The organism is Spirosoma koreense (genome assembly GCF_054777875.1).
Genome location: NZ_BAAHAC010000005.1, coordinates 220,070 through 236,005, shown reverse-complemented (window position 1 = coordinate 236,005; position 15,936 = coordinate 220,070). Strand labels below are relative to the sequence as shown.

Below are 15,936 nucleotides of genomic sequence, written 5' to 3'. Positions count from 1 at the left end.
TAGCGGCATCACCAGCCAGCTCGCTCAGAAAAGCGTTACATTTCCATTCATCAGCTGACTGTCTGCTTCGGGTTAGTCGGGTTTTATGCTCAAAGCCCCGGTAGTGTTCAGGCCGAAGTAAAGAAATCCTAACGAGTCGAGCCTGACGGTAACATCAACGTACTACTGAACCTGAAATGCTGCCAGTCGAGGTGCAAGTTTCCGTCTATCAGTGTTGTTAAGCGGTGACTGATCCAGAGGCCCAGACCATGACCCTCCCGAAAGGGATCGGCCTGAAAGAAAGGCTCGGTAAGGTTTAAGACAGGGCCATTCTCACGAAGTGTTTGGTTGTCAATTCGTATCATACAGGCGTTATCCTGTTGCCAGGTCACGACAATCCGGCTCCCCGAAACAGCGTATTTGATGGCATTTTCGAGTAGATTCAGAAGAATATGCTCCAGTTTTTTAGCGTCGACACGTATGGGCTCATCTCTTTCCGGCGGTGGCTCAAGCTGGACGCTTACCCCGTATTCATCCGCAACAGACGTTAACAGGGCGACGCAATGGTCGATAAGCTGCCGAATGTCGGTTGGCACGGGGTTAACCAGCAACTTACCCTCGTCGGGTCGGCTTAGAGTCATAAACTCGTCGAGTAAGCGGGTCAGACGCCTTACTTCGTCCAGTTGCCCCAACAGGAAAAGCGTGACCTGATCGTCCGCTTGTCGGTTACCGAGGGTGACTTCGAGGCCCGTTTTCATCACAGCCAGGGGGGTTCTAAGCTCGTGGGCGGCTGCCCCGAAGAAATTACGCTGTAGCTCGGCGTTATCCCGAATCCGGCTCAACATCCGATTGAGCGTATCCGTCAGCTGATACAGTTCGTCCTGACTAGCCGGCAACGGAATGGCGCCGATCGACAAAGCGTCATCAATCGTATTAGCCTGACTGACAATCCGTTGTATAGGATTCAACAACCACCCTGCTACGACGTATCCTCCCAGGAAAGCGATTCCCAGGCTGAGTAGCCAGCCTATCCCGAACGTCCAGCGGAGCTGTCGGATGTCCTGCCGTAAGCTGCTGTCGGGTACAGCCAGCGTCAGGTTAACTTGTCCGTTCATAAGTTGATCGCGGGTCGTCTGGGCCACTACACGTCGATAAGTCGGCTCTTCAGCAGGTCGGATGCCAGCGGGGAAGTGCGGGCTCCGGAAGAGCTCCCGGCTCCGGCCATAACTTTGGTAAACGACCCGCATTTGCTCAGTCTCCGTCGGTAGCGGCAAAATAACCGGATCGACGCTGACCAGCGACAGCAGCCAGTTGGCCCGTGTTTGCGCCGTCCGATCGAACGCCGTTCGCAAACTGGCTTCGGCCCGATCCAGAATCAGCCAGCCGGCCAGCAGGCTAATACTGGAGAAAACGGCGGTCACCGCCAGCACGATGCGGCTGCGCAGGCTCATGATTTTTTCAGCCGATAACCCCGACCAACACAGGTTTCGATCAGGCCAGCTACGCCAGCCCCATCCAGTTTCCGGCGAAGCTGGTAGATATGCACTTCGATAACGTTGCTGCCCATATCGTAATCGGCCGACCAGACCTTCTCGGCAATTTCATTCTTCGTAATGACCTGCCCCGCCCGACGCATCAGTAATTCAAGGAGGGCAAACTCCCGGTTGGTCAGTTCCAGAGTTCGGCTGCTTTTCAGGACCGTATGTGCAACGAGCTGCATTTCCAGATCGGCCACCCGAAGCACAACATCGTCGCCGGTGGTCGCCTTACGTTGTATGACCCGTATACGAGCGAGCAACTCATTGAAATCAAACGGCTTCCGCAGGTAATCGACGGCACCCAGATCGAGCCCCTGCACGACTTTCTCCGGGTCGCTCAGTGCCGACAGTATGATCACCGGCACACTTATGCCAAAGGCCCGAATATTTTGTAGCACCTCAAAACCCGTCTGTCCGGGTAGCATCAGATCGAGCAGCAGCAGATCATACAGCCCCCCCGCCAACTGATTCAGTCCCTCCGACCCAGAGTACGACACATCGGCGACATGGCCGTGCTGCTCCAGTCCCTGGCGAATAAACCGGGCTAGTTTGCGCTCATCTTCGATAACCAGTATTTTCATTTTTTAAGCACCGGCCACCGGGCGATACCGTCTGACTACCCTATCGCCCGGCGGCCGGCCAATTAGCGGACCAGATATTGCTGGCCATTGATCGTCAACACCGAAGCCCGCAGGATGTTTAGTTTATCCAGTTGTACCTGCCCATCATGAATGGGTTTAGCATAGCCCTGCACCGTAATGGCGCTGCCTTTTTTGGCCAGATCGGCCAATTGATAGGCCACGTGCGGAGGAATCGTAACGATGGTTTTATCCTCCATCACCAGCCCGCTGATCCGCCCCTCCCGGTTGAGCCGGTAATCGGCAATTTTTCCGCTTACCGTGGTGATCGATGGCGTCTCGGGAGCGGTCGTTGCCGGCATGGGTGGGCTATCCAGCACCGTCGTTTTCCCGGCCGTCAGGCTATTCATCCGGAAGAGGGTTTCGCCGGTCGGTGTCGTTTCAGCATACCCGGTTATGCTCACGCTGCCACCCGGCTTCGTCGCTTTCTGCACCTGTTGTCCCAGATGAGGAGGAAATTTGACCGTTGTTGTAGCTGAACCGTTCGTCAGTGTAAAGCCATCCAGAATGGCCTCATCGTTACCGATCCACTGCCCTACCGTACCCGAAACCGTTGTCAGGGATGTCAAGCCCCGCGCAGCATTTCTGCGACCGGGCCCCTGGTCAGGTCCCTCCGGCCTTCCCGGGCGCCGTCCGGGTCCTCCTGGCGGAGTAGGCGGGCCATCGGGGCCGTTCGATGCGAGAGGGATCGGTTCTGAAGAAACCGGCTGATTCTGCGCCTGGATATGCACTGTCGCTAAGGTGGCAATGAGCAGCGCACCGACAATTGATTTTTCGTTGATCGTCATCGTGTTTGTTGTTTACTATTGTTTACGGCATCAAAGGTAGATCGGTCCGTTAAGCTCGGTCTGAAACCGAAATTAATTTTTCTTCATATGGTCTGAAGCCGTTAGAATCAGCTTTTTTAAAAATTTTTCTGATTCGATAAAGTAAACGAACACGCTTCTGCGTCATCCCTTCTGAAACGCTGTCTGAATGACAAAAGCACACGCTAAGTCTCGTCGGACAGGGTTTCGACACAAACCATTAAACTCATAAACAACATGAACATTATCTGGAGAATTGCAGGCGTAGCGCTGGTGGCCAGCCTGGCCTTGTTTATCATCTCGCTGCTGGTAAAAGTTTTGCTGATCGTTTCGGCAACCGCGCTGGTTATCGGCGCCGTCGGTCGAAAACTGATGGGCCGCCGGTTCGGGCAGTTGGGTCAGGGCAACTGGCGTTCGTCGGAAATCATCTCGATCGACAATCCGACGTATTACCCCATGGAGCGTCAGAGAGCATACGGACGGATCATTCCGATCAGCTAATCTTAGTAAACCAGTAACATCACGATCAGTAAACACAAATTAAATCACACACAACCATGTTTCGTACACAAGCATTTGGACAAGGCAGAAAAGGAGAATGCGGCCCCGGTCGCCACGGGTTCGACAAAGCCTGGAAAGGTAAATTTGGCCACTTCTGGGGGCGTCATGCCGCCTGGCATCACCAGGTTCCGGTAAACATCGAAGAGACCGACGCCAGTTACTTCATCTCGCTGTTTGCCGCCGGTCTGAACAAAGAGAAAATAACCCTCACGGTCAAAGACGATGTGCTAACGGTTGCCTACCAGGGCAGCGAGCCATCGACGGCTCCCGACCAGGAAACTTCCAGCCCTTACACCTATCAGGAGCATACGAACCCTTCCTTCGAGCGGTCGTTTCGGCTGAACGACAAGGTATTGACCGAAAGCATATCTGCCAACTACACCGACGGCGTCCTTCGCGTTACGTTGCCCAAAAATCCGGACACGAACAAACCTGCGCAAACCATCTCGGTTGAATAACAGCCTGTAAGAAAGTCATTTTGGTTAAACGCAACATCCCCGAAACCTCAACTGAGGTTTCGGGGATGTTGCGTTTAGGAAACATTAGATTTTCTGCGGTAAGCGTGACACGGTTTCTAAAGGCGCCGATAATAAGGTGGCACAGTTCCGGCAAACAGCGTTACTCCCAGATCACTTCGATCACTTCTTTTTTCAGGTCGATGGTCGTCTGCTTTTCGTCGGCGATTCGGCGAAGGGCCAACTTTCCATTGGCCACTTTGCCCGCTTCCTGCTGAAGCACATGCGTAGCATCCCGCTTGCGAAACACCGATACGATCGACTCATTCGTTTCGACGGGCAGAGTCAGCGTTTTTCCCGACGCTTTCACCTGTCGAGCCGTGGCGGGTAATTCCTGATTACGCAGCAACGCCAGCGCCCGCGAGGCCTGCGGTACTCCGTAGCCAATGTAGTTATTGCCGTAGGGATACAGATGCGACGACTTTTCGATAATCTCGATCAGTTGCTTGTTGGTCAGCTTTGGATTAGCCTGCATTAGACAAGCGGCAAAACCGGTAATGACGGGCGCCGACAGTGAGGTGCCATACAGCGAAAAACACGATACGTTAGGCTTCAGATACGGCAGGTTTTCGGGACCGATGCTGCTATAACCAATGCGGTTCCAGAGTCGGGCGTTGGTTGCCCCGATGGCCAGTACGCCTTGGGCGTCGGCGGGGGTGCTGATAATGCGCCACGACCGATCGTCGCCCTCATTCCCGGCCGACACAATGATCAGCATGCCTTTCTTGTCGGCGGCAATCTGCGCAGCCCGGCTGATAAGACTCGTGTGACCGTCCATCTGACTCGGTTCGTAATTGTCCTTAGGATTGCTCATGCCTTTGGCGTAGCCCAGCGAGGTATTGATGAGCCGGACGCCCAGGCTGTCCATCCACTCCATAGCCGCCACCCAGTTGTCTTCTTCACCCCGGTATTCGCGGTTACCCTGATCGGTTCGGGCCAGGTAGAAAGTCGCATCGGTTGCCAGTCCGAACTGCATATTTTCGGCTGGATCGTTACCCGCAATAGCCGCCAGCACCTCCGTTCCGTGGAAATCGGACATGGTTTCGAGCGTACGGAACAGGTTGTGGTTGGTCTTTTTTTCGTTGACATAATCACGCACCCGCTTCACGCCGTCCCGAACAAAAATGTGTTTGAGTGCATTGGCCGAATCGGCTCCAAAGAATCCCGCATCGATCACTCCGACATTGACGAATCGGCCGGTCAGGCCCGCCTGCGCAAAGTCGTTGGCCTGAATCTGGGTCATCACCGGGGCGAGTTTCGGACTGGTGCGCCCGGGTTTACCCTGCTGTGTATGAGCAGTTGTGCCAAGGGAGGTGATGATGATTGCCGGATCGATCGGCTGAATTTCCTGAACAAACGGCATAGCCTGCACCTGTGCATACTGCTGAGCCGTCAGCCGGGCAGAAACGCCGTTGAGCCAGCGCGAGTGGCAAATGGGTTCGATGCCAGCCTGCTTCAGTTGGGTCATGTAGGCGGTGGCTACCGGCAAGTCCGTTTCATCGACCGGCAGGCCCTGAGCCTGCCGTTGACTGATAGCTTTGGGCGACAAAGAAGGTGTCGATACCGGGCCTTTATCGCGCAGCAGTACCCAGTATTTGGACTGTGCCTGTGCCGCAAACGCCAGCAGACAAAAGAAGATCGTTGGTCGAAGTGTCATGATTCGTTTAGGAAGAAAACGTCGGTCCTTTTCTGAGAAACCCGAAAACTCTAAACAGCAAACCCGCGAAAACTATTCTGGTTTTGAGTTTCTTTGCAAAATTAATCAGAAACCTTGCCTCATCGGCCTGCTGTATGCGTTATTTCCCGATTGACAATCAGCTTTTCGTTCAAAATCGCCAGCGGCTCACGTCGTTGCTAAAACCCAAATCGCTGGTGGTTCTGAACGCCAACGATGTTTTGCCGACCAATGCCGACGGTACCATGCCATTCCGGCAAAACAACGACCTGTTCTACCTGACCGGCGTCGATCAGGAAGAAACCCGGCTGGTGTTGTTTCCGGAGCACCCCGACCCTAAATTTCGCGAAGTGTTGTTTTTGCGCGAGACCAGCGAGCTCATCGAAATCTGGGAAGGTCATAAGCTAACCAAGGCCGAAGCTGAGCAGACCACCGGTATTCCTCAGAAGCAGATTTACTGGACGCATCAGTTCGAGCAGATCTTCGTGCAGATGATCTTCGAAGCCGACCACGTGTACCTGAACACCAACGAGCATACCCGCGCGGGCGTAGAGGTACAAACGCAGGATGCGCGCTACATTCTTGAGTTCAAACAGAAATACCCACTGCATCACCTCGAACGACTGGCTCCGCTCATGCATTCGCTCCGGGCCATCAAGCAGCCCCTGGAAATACCGCTTATCCAAACAGCTATCGATATCACCGACAAGATGTTTCGGCGGCTGCTGGGTTTCATCAAACCCGGCGTCTGGGAATACGAAATCGAAGCGGAAATGATGCACGAATACCTCAAGAATCGTTCGCGTGGGGCCGCCTACAGCCCTATCATTGCTTCGGGTGCTAATGCGTGCGTGCTGCACTACATCGATAACAGCCAGCAATGCCAGGATGGCGATGTGATTCTGCTGGACATCGGGGCTGAATATGCCAACTACAATGCCGACATGACGCGCTCGGTGCCGGTAAACGGACGGTTTACGGCTCGTCAGCGGGCGGTCTACGATGCAGTGCTACGAGTCCTGAACGAAGCCAAACAGATGTTGCGACCCGGAAATTTGTGGGATGAATACCACCGGGAAGTGGGAAAAGTAATGGAGTCCGAGCTGATTGGTTTGGGGTTACTGGACCGGGCTGAGGTTGAACGGCAGAATCCCGACGCTCCACTTTACAAGAAATATTTCATGCACGGTACGTCGCACTTTTTAGGGCTCGATGTGCACGACGTGGGGAATAAATACCGGAAAATGGAGCCAGGCATGGTCTTTACGGTCGAGCCGGGTATTTATATCCGCGAAGAAAAACTCGGTATTCGACTCGAAAACAACGTCGTGATTACAGAAACGGGCAACATCGACCTGATGGCGAATATCCCCCTCGACGCCGACGAAATTGAAGATCTGATGAATCGGTAAATGAATAATGGATAATGGATAATGGATAATGGATAATGGATAATGGATAATGGATAATGGATAATGGATAATGGATAATGGATAATGGATAATGAATAGTGACCATTAGCGCCATTATTCATTCTACATTATCCATTATTCATTTACCTCTAAACGGTTTCAGTTTTCTTGGCTTGTTCGCGTTCGAGGGCAATGTTGAGGCTGGAATAAATCCGGCGAATGGCGGTTTCCAGGCGTTCCCAGCCCGCATCCGAGCGGAGGTCGATATCGCCGATGTGATCACGCTGGCCACTCGTTAGAACAATATTGGTTACCGCAGCGACCATCAGGCTGGTAATGGCAATCGGGTCGAAGTCAGAAAAAGGAGCGAGTTTACCAACCAGGTTTTTATACGACTGATCCCGAAAATCGGCTAGCCGACGAGCCAGCTCGGTTTCGCCATGCGACATTTCCCAACGGATCAGTTCCTGCGATGGCTTGCGGGTGCGAAACTCACGCATAAACTGGATGGTATATTCCGACCAAACCTTACTCCGATTTTCGGCGGGTAGGGTATTGGGTACTGAATCCAGGAATTTTTCGCTGAACATCGACAGGAAGAAGCCGCGTTGTACGTACGCTTCCAGCAGGCCATTCCACCCACCGAAATAGCGATAAATCAGCACTTTATTGACGCCGGCGCGTTCGGCAACGGCGTTGATGCCCGCTTTTTCAGTACCGCGTTCGGCCATTACGTCGCCCATAGCCCGCAAAATGCGTTCCATGGTCATCTGGCGATTTCTACGCTTGACAACTTTCATGCTGTTGGTTGTTTTTGTTTAAGAGGAATCAGTAACTTTTTTTACCGCAGGCTAGCCATACAAGTCGCCTATCTGATTACTGTAGATACAAATATGGTAATAACAGATGATGATATCAAACAAGGCTGGGAATAATATATAAAAAAAAATGAAAAAATGAGCGAGCGATTCTTTGACTGTTAACAATCGCAATCGCCGGTCGAATCAATAAACACATCAAAGTATGTACAAAGGGTTTATAAGCCGCTATTCCTGAGTAAGTCGCTGACCTACAGATAAATGATTTGGCCTTTCATAGTCCAGAGAATTTGACCGGTCAAATTCTCTGGACTATGAAAGGCCAGCTTGTGTTTTTATATCAATCTACCGTTCAGGGTACGTTTCCACCTCGCCCGACAGGGTCTGAATGGCCTCCTGCAACTGAGTCCGGTTCAGCAGAATATCCATCTCCATCGGAAAGTCAGGGTAGGTATGCCAGGCGGGGGTCAGCGAATGATCCAGTTGAATCTGTAAGCGGTATTTGCCGTCGGGCAGGGCTTTAGCTTCCATGCTTAGGCCGGGTTCCGAAAATGTCAGCGCTACGTGGTTCGTTGCTTTGGCCCACAACGAACGCAGGCCACTCAGCAGACGCTTCACTTCCCAGGTTTGCAACGGTGCCGACTGCGTGTCTGCTTTTTGCCGCCAGAAGGTCGAAAACCGACATTGCAGCCGATTTCGGTCGCGCCAGGTCGAGGCCGACTTGCTGTATCCTACAATGGCCAGTTCGAATGAGTCAAGTGATTCAGAAGAAGAGATAAGTTTCATAACAGGGATTACGTATAGGCGAGTGTATAACCTACTTAACAAATATAATAATCGATTGTTAAAAAACCAGTGACAAAGTTCATCATTTCCTGATCTGACCACGCGGCTCCGGTTATTAACTTTGCCCGCCTGCTGATTGACTTTCCTTATCTTTGCGACCGAAAAAAATTAGTTAACCGATTAAATTCAGATAAATGGCAAACGTGCTCATTATCGGAGCCGGGGGTGTTGGCAGTGTTGTCGCCCACAAATGCGCGCTGAACAGCGATGTGTTTACGACCATCCTGCTCGCCAGTCGTACCAAAGCCAAGTGCGATCGCATTGCGGCCGAAATTCAGGAAATGCACGGCGTCACGATTCAGACGGCGCAGGTCGATGCCGATGTTGTTGCCGAAACGGTAGCCCTCATCCGGGCGTTTCAGCCGGCACTGGTGATCAACGTAGCCCTACCTTACCAGGACCTGCCCATCATGGATGCCTGCCTCGAAGCGGGTGTGCATTACATGGACACGGCCAACTACGAGCCGAAAGATGTGGCCAAATTCGAATACAGCTGGCAATGGGCCTACAAGGAGCGCTTTGAGCAGGCGGGACTGATGGCGCTGCTGGGCTGCGGCTTCGATCCGGGTGCCACGCAGGTCTTTACGGCCTACGCCAACAAGCACTATTTCGATCGGATGGATTACCTGGACATCGTCGACTGCAACGCCGGCAACCACGGTAAAGCGTTTGCTACGAATTTCAACCCGGAAATCAACATTCGGGAGATTACCCAGCCGGGCCGCTATTGGGAAAATGGCGAATGGGTCGAGATTCCGGCCATGAGTATCCACAAACCGATCGAATACCCTGGTATCGGACCGCGCGAATCGTACGTGCTATACCACGAAGAGCTTGAATCGCTGGTGAAGAACTTTCCGACATTGAAGCGGGCACGGTTCTGGATGACCTTTGGGCAGGCTTATTTAACCCATCTGGAAGTACTCCAGAACGTGGGCATGACCCGCATCGATCCCATTAAATTCCAGGGCATGGATATTATACCCCTTGAATTTCTGAAAGCCGTGTTGCCCGCTCCCGAGACACTCGGCGAAAACTATACGGGTCAGACAAGTATCGGTTGTCAGATCAAAGGCGTGAAAGACGGTGCGGAGCGTACGTATTTCATCTGGAATAACTGCGACCACGCCGAAACATACCGCGAAGTCCGGGGGCAGGCCGTCAGTTATACTACCGGGGTGCCCGCCATGATCGGGGCCATGTTGATGCTGAAAGGGATCTGGATGAAACCGGGCGTCTGGAACTGCGAAGAGCTGGACCCCGATCCTTTTATCGAGCAGATGAACAAACAGGGTCTACCTGTCAATGAGCGCATCGATATTCCGCTGCCACACGAGTATCCGGCCTGATCGGAATCGCAATAAAATCAAAATCCCGCTACTTGACATGGCGGGATTTTTTCGTTACTTCGCTGACTCCCCAGCCAGACCGTGTCCGCATGAAAATACTATTCGTAGCCGCCTTATTCTCCTTTCTGTTTGTGGGTGCGTATGCCCAAAAACCCGATTCGGCCACAACCCGCAAACCCGCCCGTGAGCAGACTTCCGATCCGAATGCCGGCCGTAGTGGCTACGAAACCTACCAGTCGACCAGCCAGATCGTAGGGGCAGGCCCCTACACCATGATCAATACCATCGATCAGCGGTACGAAGGTTTGCGCGGCAGTCCGTACTTTTTACCGGAGTGGAACAAAGGGCAGATTGAAATAACCACAGGTCAGCATTACAAAGATGTGCCAATCAAATTCGATGCGTACCGCCAGCAGTTGATTTTACTCCGGCCCCGGATGGGCAACGACTCGATTATCGTGAATGCCAGTCAGGTGAAATCATTTCAATTTCAGAATAAAGACGGGCAGTTCTTTGTATTCCGACGCTACCCGACGGTCAAAACCGACGATGCAGCGCTGAAGGAAGGCTATTTCCTGGTTTTGTACCAGGATAAGACGGCCCTGCTGAAGCGGATCACGAAGACGTTGATCAAGGCCGATTACAAAAATCCTTATGCAAACGGGGCCCGATACGACGAATACAAGCCCGTAACGTCGTATTACCTGCTCAAACCCGACCAGACGCTGGTGAAAGTCAAATTGTCGGACAAAGCGCTCGTCGAAGCCCTCGCTGATCACAAAGACGAACTAAAAGCGTTTGCCAAACAGGAAAACCTGAGTTTCAAGGACGAAGCCGACGCGATCAAACTGGTAAAAAAATACGATAGTTTCTGAGCGATTTGTGGAATTCGGTATGCATCCCCATCCAAGGGAAAACATACCTCTATGCCCAGCTCTTTACACTCCGAACCGGTCGTCCTGACCTACGACGACATTATTTTTCAGGACCGCAATCTCGCTTACGGCGCTTTTATGCTACGCCGACAGTATCGCCCCACGCTTACCCGCGCGCTGGTGTTAGGCACCGGTCTATTTGTGGGTGCGCTGGTTGCTCCTACGCTCTACGCCCGCTTCTGGCCCACCCATGCCCTTGATTCGAATTTATCGATGAAGGAGGTGAAACTCGAAAAGATCGTTGAGCCCCCAACGGAACAGCCGGTTCCCATACCGCCGGTCGAGCAGGCACCGGCTGTCAATACGGTCCGGAATCTGCCGCTGGAAGTTCTGCCCGAAGCTGAGGTTATTGAAGAAACCCTGCCCCCAACTACCGATGAACTGAAGGACGCCACGTCAGGGACTGAAACGGCCCAGGGAACTGGTGAAGAAGAGGTCATCCTGGCTCCCGAAGCCGCCACCGCTCCCACGATTCAGGAAAAAGCCGTCGAAGTGACCCAAAAACCCGACGAACCATTCGTCAGCGTCGAGCAGCAGCCTGAATACCCGGGGGGTGTAGAAGCCCTGCGGACTTTTCTGAGCAACAACCTGAAATACCCAAGAGCAGCCGCTTCGGCGGGTGTCTCGGGCCGGGTGTACGTTAGCTTTATCGTCAATGCCGATGGGAGCCTGACGGATATACAGGTGCTGAAAGGCATCGGGTTTGGTTGCGACGAAGAGGCCGTCCGGGTGATGCAGAAGATGCCCCGCTGGCGTCCGGGCAAGCAATCGGGTCGCGCCGTTCGGGTGAAGTTCAATATCCCAATCGCCTTTACGCTGGAGTGATGTACCTTTGCGGCATGAATACGACTCTGCTGCAACAACTGACCAAAGGTTCGTCCATTCCGTCGCCCTGCTTTATTCTGGAAGAAGCGAAACTGCGCCGAAACCTCGAATTAATCGATTCGGTACAGAAGGCCGCTGGTGTTACCATCATTTTGGCGCTCAAAGGCTTTTCAATGTATAGCGCTTTTCCGCTGGTGCGCGAGTACCTAAGCGGGGCCACAGCCAGTTCCCTCAACGAAATCAAACTGGTCAACGACTACATGGGCGTGCAGGCGCATACGTACATTCCGGCCTACCGCGACGATGAGTTCGACGAAATTGTCGAGTGCAGCAGCCACCTGACCTTCAACTCCTGGACACAGTGGGAACGTTTTAAAGACCGGGTTGCGGGCAACACTGTTTCCTGCGGCATTCGTGTGAATCCGCAATATTCCGAAGTGGCCACAGATATGTACAATCCCTGCGTACCGGGTTCGCGACTGGGTGCCACGCGCGATCAATTGCCCGACCAACTGCCGGAAGGGCTGGAAGGCATTCATTTTCATACGCTTTGTGAGAACGACTCCTTCACGCTCGAACGGACCCTGGAAGCGCTCGAAAGCCGCTTTGGCGACCTGCTCCACCAAGCCAAATGGGTTAATTTCGGGGGTGGTCATCTGATGACGCGCATCGGCTACGATACCGATCATATGGTTGGCTTGCTGACCGCTTTCCGGCAAAAATACAATGTCGATGTCATCCTGGAACCCGGCTCTGCCATCGCCTGGCAAACGGGGGTTCTGGCGTCGACCGTACTGGATGTGCTCGATAGTCAGGGAATTCAGGTAGCGATTCTCGATACGTCCTTTGCCGCTCACATGCCCGACACGCTCGAAATGCCCTACAAACCCCGCATCCTGGATTCGTACCACGAGCCGGTTGCCGACAAACCCACCTATCGATTGGGCGGCATGACCTGCCTCGCCGGTGATTTTATCGGCGATTATTCGTTCGACAAACCGCTCCAGATCGGCGATAAACTCGTTTTCGACGATATGATTCACTACACCATGGTGAAAACGACGACGTTTAACGGGGTGAACCTACCGGCTATCGGCATCTGGAAAGAAGACAATTCGTTTCAGTTGGTGAGAACCTACGGGTACGAAAGCTTCAAAGACCGCTTGAGCTGATTATTTCTGTAGAGACGCGATCCTTCGCGTCTCATATCCGGATGGTTTTATCGACTGAAGATTTTAGTGCTGACGAACAGGAGACCCCAGAGATGTCGTCACCACAAATACAAAAAAACCTGCATGCATCACGGCCCGCAGGTTTTTTATAGACAGCTAAAGGTTACTGCGCAAGGCAGTTACGAAAGTAAAATTATACAATTTTTCAGGAATCACAATACGGTCGAGCCGATTACTGCTTCACGAACTCGCGGTGATAAGCTGCCCGGTAAAGCTCTTCCTCGGGCAGGCTCTTGAAGTATTCGTACGTCACCCGCAATCCCTCGGCCCGCGACACTTTAGGCTCCCAGCCCAGAATTGCTTTTGCCTTGGTAATGTCGGGTTGGCGCTGCTTCGGATCGTCTTTAGGCAGGTCTTTGAAGATCAGCTTCTGGCTGGTACCGGTGAGCTTGATAATTTCTTCGCCGAATTCCTTGATGGTGATTTCCGAGGGGTTGCCGATGTTGACCGGGTAGGCGTAATCGCTCAATAGCAGCCGGTAAATACCGTCTACCAGATCATCGACATAACAGAACGAACGGGTTTGGCTGCCATCACCGAAAACGGTCAGGTCTTCGCCCCGAAGCGCCTGCCCGATGAAAGCGGGCAATACACGCCCGTCGTTCAGCCGCATTCGTGGCCCGTAGGTATTAAAAATCCGGACAATGCGCGTTTCCAGACCGTGGTAGGTATGGTAAGCCATCGTCATGGCTTCCTGAAAACGCTTGGCTTCGTCGTAGACACCACGCGGGCCGACCGGGTTTACGTTCCCCCAGTACTCTTCATTTTGGGGGTGAACCGTCGGGTCGCCATATACTTCAGAGGTCGAGGCAATGAGCACCCGAGCGCCTTTTACCCGCGCCAGGCCCAGGCAGTTATGGATACCCAGCGAGCCCACTTTTAGGGTCTGGATGGGTATCTTCAGATAATCGATGGGGCTGGCCGGCGAAGCAAAATGCAGGATGTAATCTAGTTCGCCTGGTACGTGGATGAACTTGGAAACGTCGTGGTGATAAAATTCGAAATTGGGCAGTTTGAACAGGTGCTCGATATTACGGATGTCGCCCGTAATCAGATTATCCATCGCTATCACATGATAGCCTTCCCTGATAAATCGATCGCAGAGGTGCGACCCCAGAAATCCGGCTCCGCCGGTAATAAGAACTCGCTTCATTTTCTTGAATGTAAAAGATAAATGGATAATGGTTAATAAATAATGAATAATGCGTTCTGAGGTTCATTATCCATTATTCATTAACCATTATCCATTCATCACCGTGCCTTGATCATTATTTAACGGTTTGTTCGACAGGGGCCAGAATCGCTTCGCGGCCAATGCTGTAGTACGTATAGTTCATTTCCCGCATCTGGTCCATCTCATATACGTTACGACCATCGAAAATCACTTTCCCTTTCAGCAACAGATTCATTTTGTCGAAATCGGGCGTCCGGAACAGTGGCCATTCGGTAATGATCACCAGCGCGTCGGCATCGTCCAGAGCGGCATACTGCGTGTGGGCGTACGTAACCATGTTACCAATCTGCTCCCGTACGTTATCCATCGCTTCGGGGTCATACACGGTAACCTTAGCGCCCGCTTCAACCAGCGCCCGGATGTTGTCGAGCGCGGGGGCCTCGCGGATATCATCGGTATACGGTTTGAAAGCCAAGCCCCAGACCGCGATGGTTCTTCCTTTCAGGCTGCCACCAAAGTGCTGCAGAATCATCGGCATCAACCGGGTTTTCTGCTTGTAGTTGACGTCCATCACCGATTTCAGCACTTTAAAGTCGTAGTCGAAATCCTGTGCGGTTTTGGCCAGCGCCTGCACATCTTTCGGGAAGCAGCTTCCGCCATAGCCGATACCGGCAAAGAGGAACCGCTTACCGATCCGGCTATCCGTACCGATGCCCCGACGGATATCGTCTACGTTCGCACCCGCCCGCTCGCACAGGTTAGCAATTTCGTTCATGAACGTAATTTTGGTAGCCAGAAATGCATTAGCGGCATATTTGGTCATCTCGGCCGAGCGCTCATCCATAAAGATGACGGGATTACCCTGCCGAACCAGGGGCGCATACAGTTTATTCATAACCGACTTGGCGCGCTCGGATTTGGTACCGATCACCACCCGATCAGGCTTCATAAAATCTTCAACGGCGACTCCTTCGCGCAAAAATTCGGGGTTCGACACCACGTCGAAATCGACCTTGGCATTGTCGGCAATGTGCGCGTGGACTTTCTCGGCGGTTCCAACCGGTACGGTACTTTTGTCAACGATAACGGCGTACTGGTTCAGAATCGGCCCGAGATCGCTGGCTACTTTCAGGATGTACTTCAGATCCGCCGACCCATCTTCACCCGGCGGGGTGGGCAACGCCAGAAAAATTACCTCGGCGCCTTTGATACCTTCTTCCAGGTCTGTCGTAAATGATAACCGGCCTTCTTCGACGTTCCGGTGAAACAGGGTTTCAAGCCCTGGTTCATAAATGGGAACGATGCCGTTATTTAATTTTTCTACTTTTCGTATGTCAATGTCTACGCACGTAACCTGGTTGCCGGTTTCAGCAAAGCACGTACCAGTGACAAGACCCACATATCCGGTTCCAACAACTGCTAATTTCATACGTTAACGGGTAAATAGATTGTGATGTATAGCTATTTAGGTCGAACCGGTGTGATAGCCGGTTCACGCAAAAATAGGAGTTTTTTAATAACCTCCTATGGTTGAGACGCGAATAGTGATTGATCGGTTTAAAAGTATAAAATGTTATATTAATATGAATAAATAAACAATATAATTACTTAAATAATTTAATAGTAACTTCCC

Annotated in this window: 15 protein-coding genes; 7 read left to right on the top strand and 8 right to left on the bottom strand. The window is 52.4% G+C overall.

Annotated elements, in window-relative coordinates:
- Window positions 1-128 precede the first annotated feature (128 nt).
- The 3 genes from ACYVC2_RS06790 to ACYVC2_RS06780 all read right to left on the bottom strand — a co-directional run bounded on the left by ACYVC2_RS06790 (window position 129) and on the right by ACYVC2_RS06780 (window position 2,943).
- Entirely contained in the window at window positions 129-1,430 is a 1,302-nt protein-coding gene (locus ACYVC2_RS06790) for a sensor histidine kinase (RefSeq protein ID WP_461101549.1), read from the bottom strand.
- Entirely contained in the window at window positions 1,427-2,098 is a 672-nt protein-coding gene (locus tag ACYVC2_RS06785; RefSeq protein ID WP_461101548.1) for a response regulator, read from the bottom strand. The genes ACYVC2_RS06790 and ACYVC2_RS06785 overlap by 4 nt, the downstream gene beginning before the upstream one ends.
- Window positions 2,099-2,160: 62 nt before the next feature.
- Window positions 2,161-2,943 (bottom strand): hypothetical protein, encoded by a 783-nt coding sequence (locus tag ACYVC2_RS06780; RefSeq protein ID WP_461101547.1) that lies wholly within the window; start codon window positions 2,941-2,943, stop codon window positions 2,161-2,163.
- Window positions 2,944-3,198: 255 nt separating this feature from the next.
- Between ACYVC2_RS06780 and ACYVC2_RS06775 the strand changes: the two genes are divergently transcribed.
- Window positions 3,199-3,462 (top strand): hypothetical protein, encoded by a 264-nt coding sequence (locus tag ACYVC2_RS06775; protein ID WP_461101546.1) that lies wholly within the window; start codon window positions 3,199-3,201, stop codon window positions 3,460-3,462.
- Between the two features lie 56 nt (window positions 3,463-3,518).
- Window positions 3,519-3,980 carry an Hsp20/alpha crystallin family protein gene (locus tag ACYVC2_RS06770; protein ID WP_461101545.1) on the top strand — a complete coding sequence of 154 codons (462 nt, stop codon included), beginning with the start codon at window positions 3,519-3,521 and terminating at the stop codon, window positions 3,978-3,980.
- 160 nt (window positions 3,981-4,140) lie between these two features.
- On the opposite strand, the gene ACYVC2_RS06765 is transcribed toward ACYVC2_RS06770, so the two are convergent.
- A complete protein-coding gene (locus ACYVC2_RS06765) occupies window positions 4,141-5,694 on the bottom strand; it encodes a S8 family serine peptidase (RefSeq protein WP_461101544.1) in 1,554 nt (517 codons plus the stop codon).
- A 134-nt stretch (window positions 5,695-5,828) separates the two neighbouring features.
- Between ACYVC2_RS06765 and ACYVC2_RS06760 the strand changes: the two genes are divergently transcribed.
- A complete protein-coding gene (locus ACYVC2_RS06760; protein WP_461101543.1) occupies window positions 5,829-7,124 on the top strand; it encodes an aminopeptidase P N-terminal domain-containing protein in 1,296 nt (431 codons plus the stop codon).
- 149 nt (window positions 7,125-7,273) lie between these two features.
- Here ACYVC2_RS06760 and ACYVC2_RS06755 read toward each other — a convergent pair whose 3' ends face one another.
- Window positions 7,274-7,894: a TetR/AcrR family transcriptional regulator gene (locus ACYVC2_RS06755; RefSeq protein WP_461102302.1), complete on the bottom strand. Its 621-nt coding sequence runs from the start codon at window positions 7,892-7,894 to the stop codon at window positions 7,274-7,276.
- Window positions 7,895-8,287: 393 nt separating this feature from the next.
- Window positions 8,288-8,728 carry a WapI family immunity protein gene (locus ACYVC2_RS06750; RefSeq protein WP_461101542.1) on the bottom strand — a complete coding sequence of 147 codons (441 nt, stop codon included), beginning with the start codon at window positions 8,726-8,728 and terminating at the stop codon, window positions 8,288-8,290.
- A gap of 194 nt (window positions 8,729-8,922) precedes the next feature.
- On the opposite strand from ACYVC2_RS06750, the gene ACYVC2_RS06745 reads away from it, so the two are divergent.
- From ACYVC2_RS06745 to nspC, 4 genes are all read left to right on the top strand, one after another.
- The gene (locus ACYVC2_RS06745) at window positions 8,923-10,137 is read left to right on the top strand and encodes a saccharopine dehydrogenase family protein (protein WP_461101541.1); all 1,215 of its coding nucleotides are present in this window, start codon (window positions 8,923-8,925) and stop codon (window positions 10,135-10,137) included.
- Window positions 10,138-10,226: 89 nt separating this feature from the next.
- Entirely contained in the window at window positions 10,227-11,012 is a 786-nt protein-coding gene (locus ACYVC2_RS06740) for a hypothetical protein (RefSeq protein ID WP_461101540.1), read from the top strand.
- 51 nt (window positions 11,013-11,063) lie between these two features.
- Window positions 11,064-11,897: an energy transducer TonB gene (locus ACYVC2_RS06735; RefSeq protein WP_461101539.1), complete on the top strand. Its 834-nt coding sequence runs from the start codon at window positions 11,064-11,066 to the stop codon at window positions 11,895-11,897.
- 14 nt (window positions 11,898-11,911) lie between these two features.
- A complete protein-coding gene (nspC, locus tag ACYVC2_RS06730) occupies window positions 11,912-13,069 on the top strand; it encodes a carboxynorspermidine decarboxylase (protein ID WP_461101538.1) in 1,158 nt (385 codons plus the stop codon).
- A gap of 232 nt (window positions 13,070-13,301) precedes the next feature.
- Here the strand turns inward: nspC and ACYVC2_RS06725 are convergent, their stop codons facing one another.
- Together ACYVC2_RS06725 and ACYVC2_RS06720 are read right to left on the bottom strand one after the other, a co-directional pair.
- Window positions 13,302-14,282, bottom strand: a complete 981-nt coding sequence (locus tag ACYVC2_RS06725; RefSeq protein ID WP_461101537.1) for a UDP-glucuronic acid decarboxylase family protein — start codon at window positions 14,280-14,282, stop codon at window positions 13,302-13,304.
- Between the two features lie 115 nt (window positions 14,283-14,397).
- Window positions 14,398-15,732 carry a UDP-glucose dehydrogenase family protein gene (locus ACYVC2_RS06720; RefSeq protein ID WP_461101536.1) on the bottom strand — a complete coding sequence of 445 codons (1,335 nt, stop codon included), beginning with the start codon at window positions 15,730-15,732 and terminating at the stop codon, window positions 14,398-14,400.
- Between the last annotated feature and the right edge of the window lie 204 nt (window positions 15,733-15,936).

Excerpts from the sequence above, each read along its gene's own strand:
- ACYVC2_RS06790 (WP_461101549.1), bottom strand. The coding sequence starts at position 1,430 with ATGAGCCTGCGCAGCCGCATCGTGCTGGCGGTGACCGCCGTTTTCTCC.
- ACYVC2_RS06785 (WP_461101548.1), bottom strand. The coding sequence starts at position 2,098 with ATGAAAATACTGGTTATCGAAGATGAGCGCAAACTAGCCCGGTTTATT.
- ACYVC2_RS06780 (WP_461101547.1), bottom strand. The coding sequence starts at position 2,943 with ATGACGATCAACGAAAAATCAATTGTCGGTGCGCTGCTCATTGCCACC.
- ACYVC2_RS06775 (WP_461101546.1), top strand. The coding sequence starts at position 3,199 with ATGAACATTATCTGGAGAATTGCAGGCGTAGCGCTGGTGGCCAGCCTG.
- ACYVC2_RS06770 (WP_461101545.1), top strand. The coding sequence starts at position 3,519 with ATGTTTCGTACACAAGCATTTGGACAAGGCAGAAAAGGAGAATGCGGC.
- ACYVC2_RS06765 (WP_461101544.1), bottom strand. The coding sequence starts at position 5,694 with ATGACACTTCGACCAACGATCTTCTTTTGTCTGCTGGCGTTTGCGGCA.
- ACYVC2_RS06760 (WP_461101543.1), top strand. The coding sequence starts at position 5,829 with ATGCGTTATTTCCCGATTGACAATCAGCTTTTCGTTCAAAATCGCCAG.
- ACYVC2_RS06755 (WP_461102302.1), bottom strand. The coding sequence starts at position 7,894 with ATGACCATGGAACGCATTTTGCGGGCTATGGGCGACGTAATGGCCGAA.
- ACYVC2_RS06750 (WP_461101542.1), bottom strand. The coding sequence starts at position 8,728 with ATGAAACTTATCTCTTCTTCTGAATCACTTGACTCATTCGAACTGGCC.
- ACYVC2_RS06745 (WP_461101541.1), top strand. The coding sequence starts at position 8,923 with ATGGCAAACGTGCTCATTATCGGAGCCGGGGGTGTTGGCAGTGTTGTC.
- ACYVC2_RS06740 (WP_461101540.1), top strand. The coding sequence starts at position 10,227 with ATGAAAATACTATTCGTAGCCGCCTTATTCTCCTTTCTGTTTGTGGGT.
- ACYVC2_RS06735 (WP_461101539.1), top strand. The coding sequence starts at position 11,064 with ATGCCCAGCTCTTTACACTCCGAACCGGTCGTCCTGACCTACGACGAC.
- nspC (WP_461101538.1), top strand. The coding sequence starts at position 11,912 with ATGAATACGACTCTGCTGCAACAACTGACCAAAGGTTCGTCCATTCCG.
- ACYVC2_RS06725 (WP_461101537.1), bottom strand. The coding sequence starts at position 14,282 with ATGAAGCGAGTTCTTATTACCGGCGGAGCCGGATTTCTGGGGTCGCAC.
- ACYVC2_RS06720 (WP_461101536.1), bottom strand. The coding sequence starts at position 15,732 with ATGAAATTAGCAGTTGTTGGAACCGGATATGTGGGTCTTGTCACTGGT.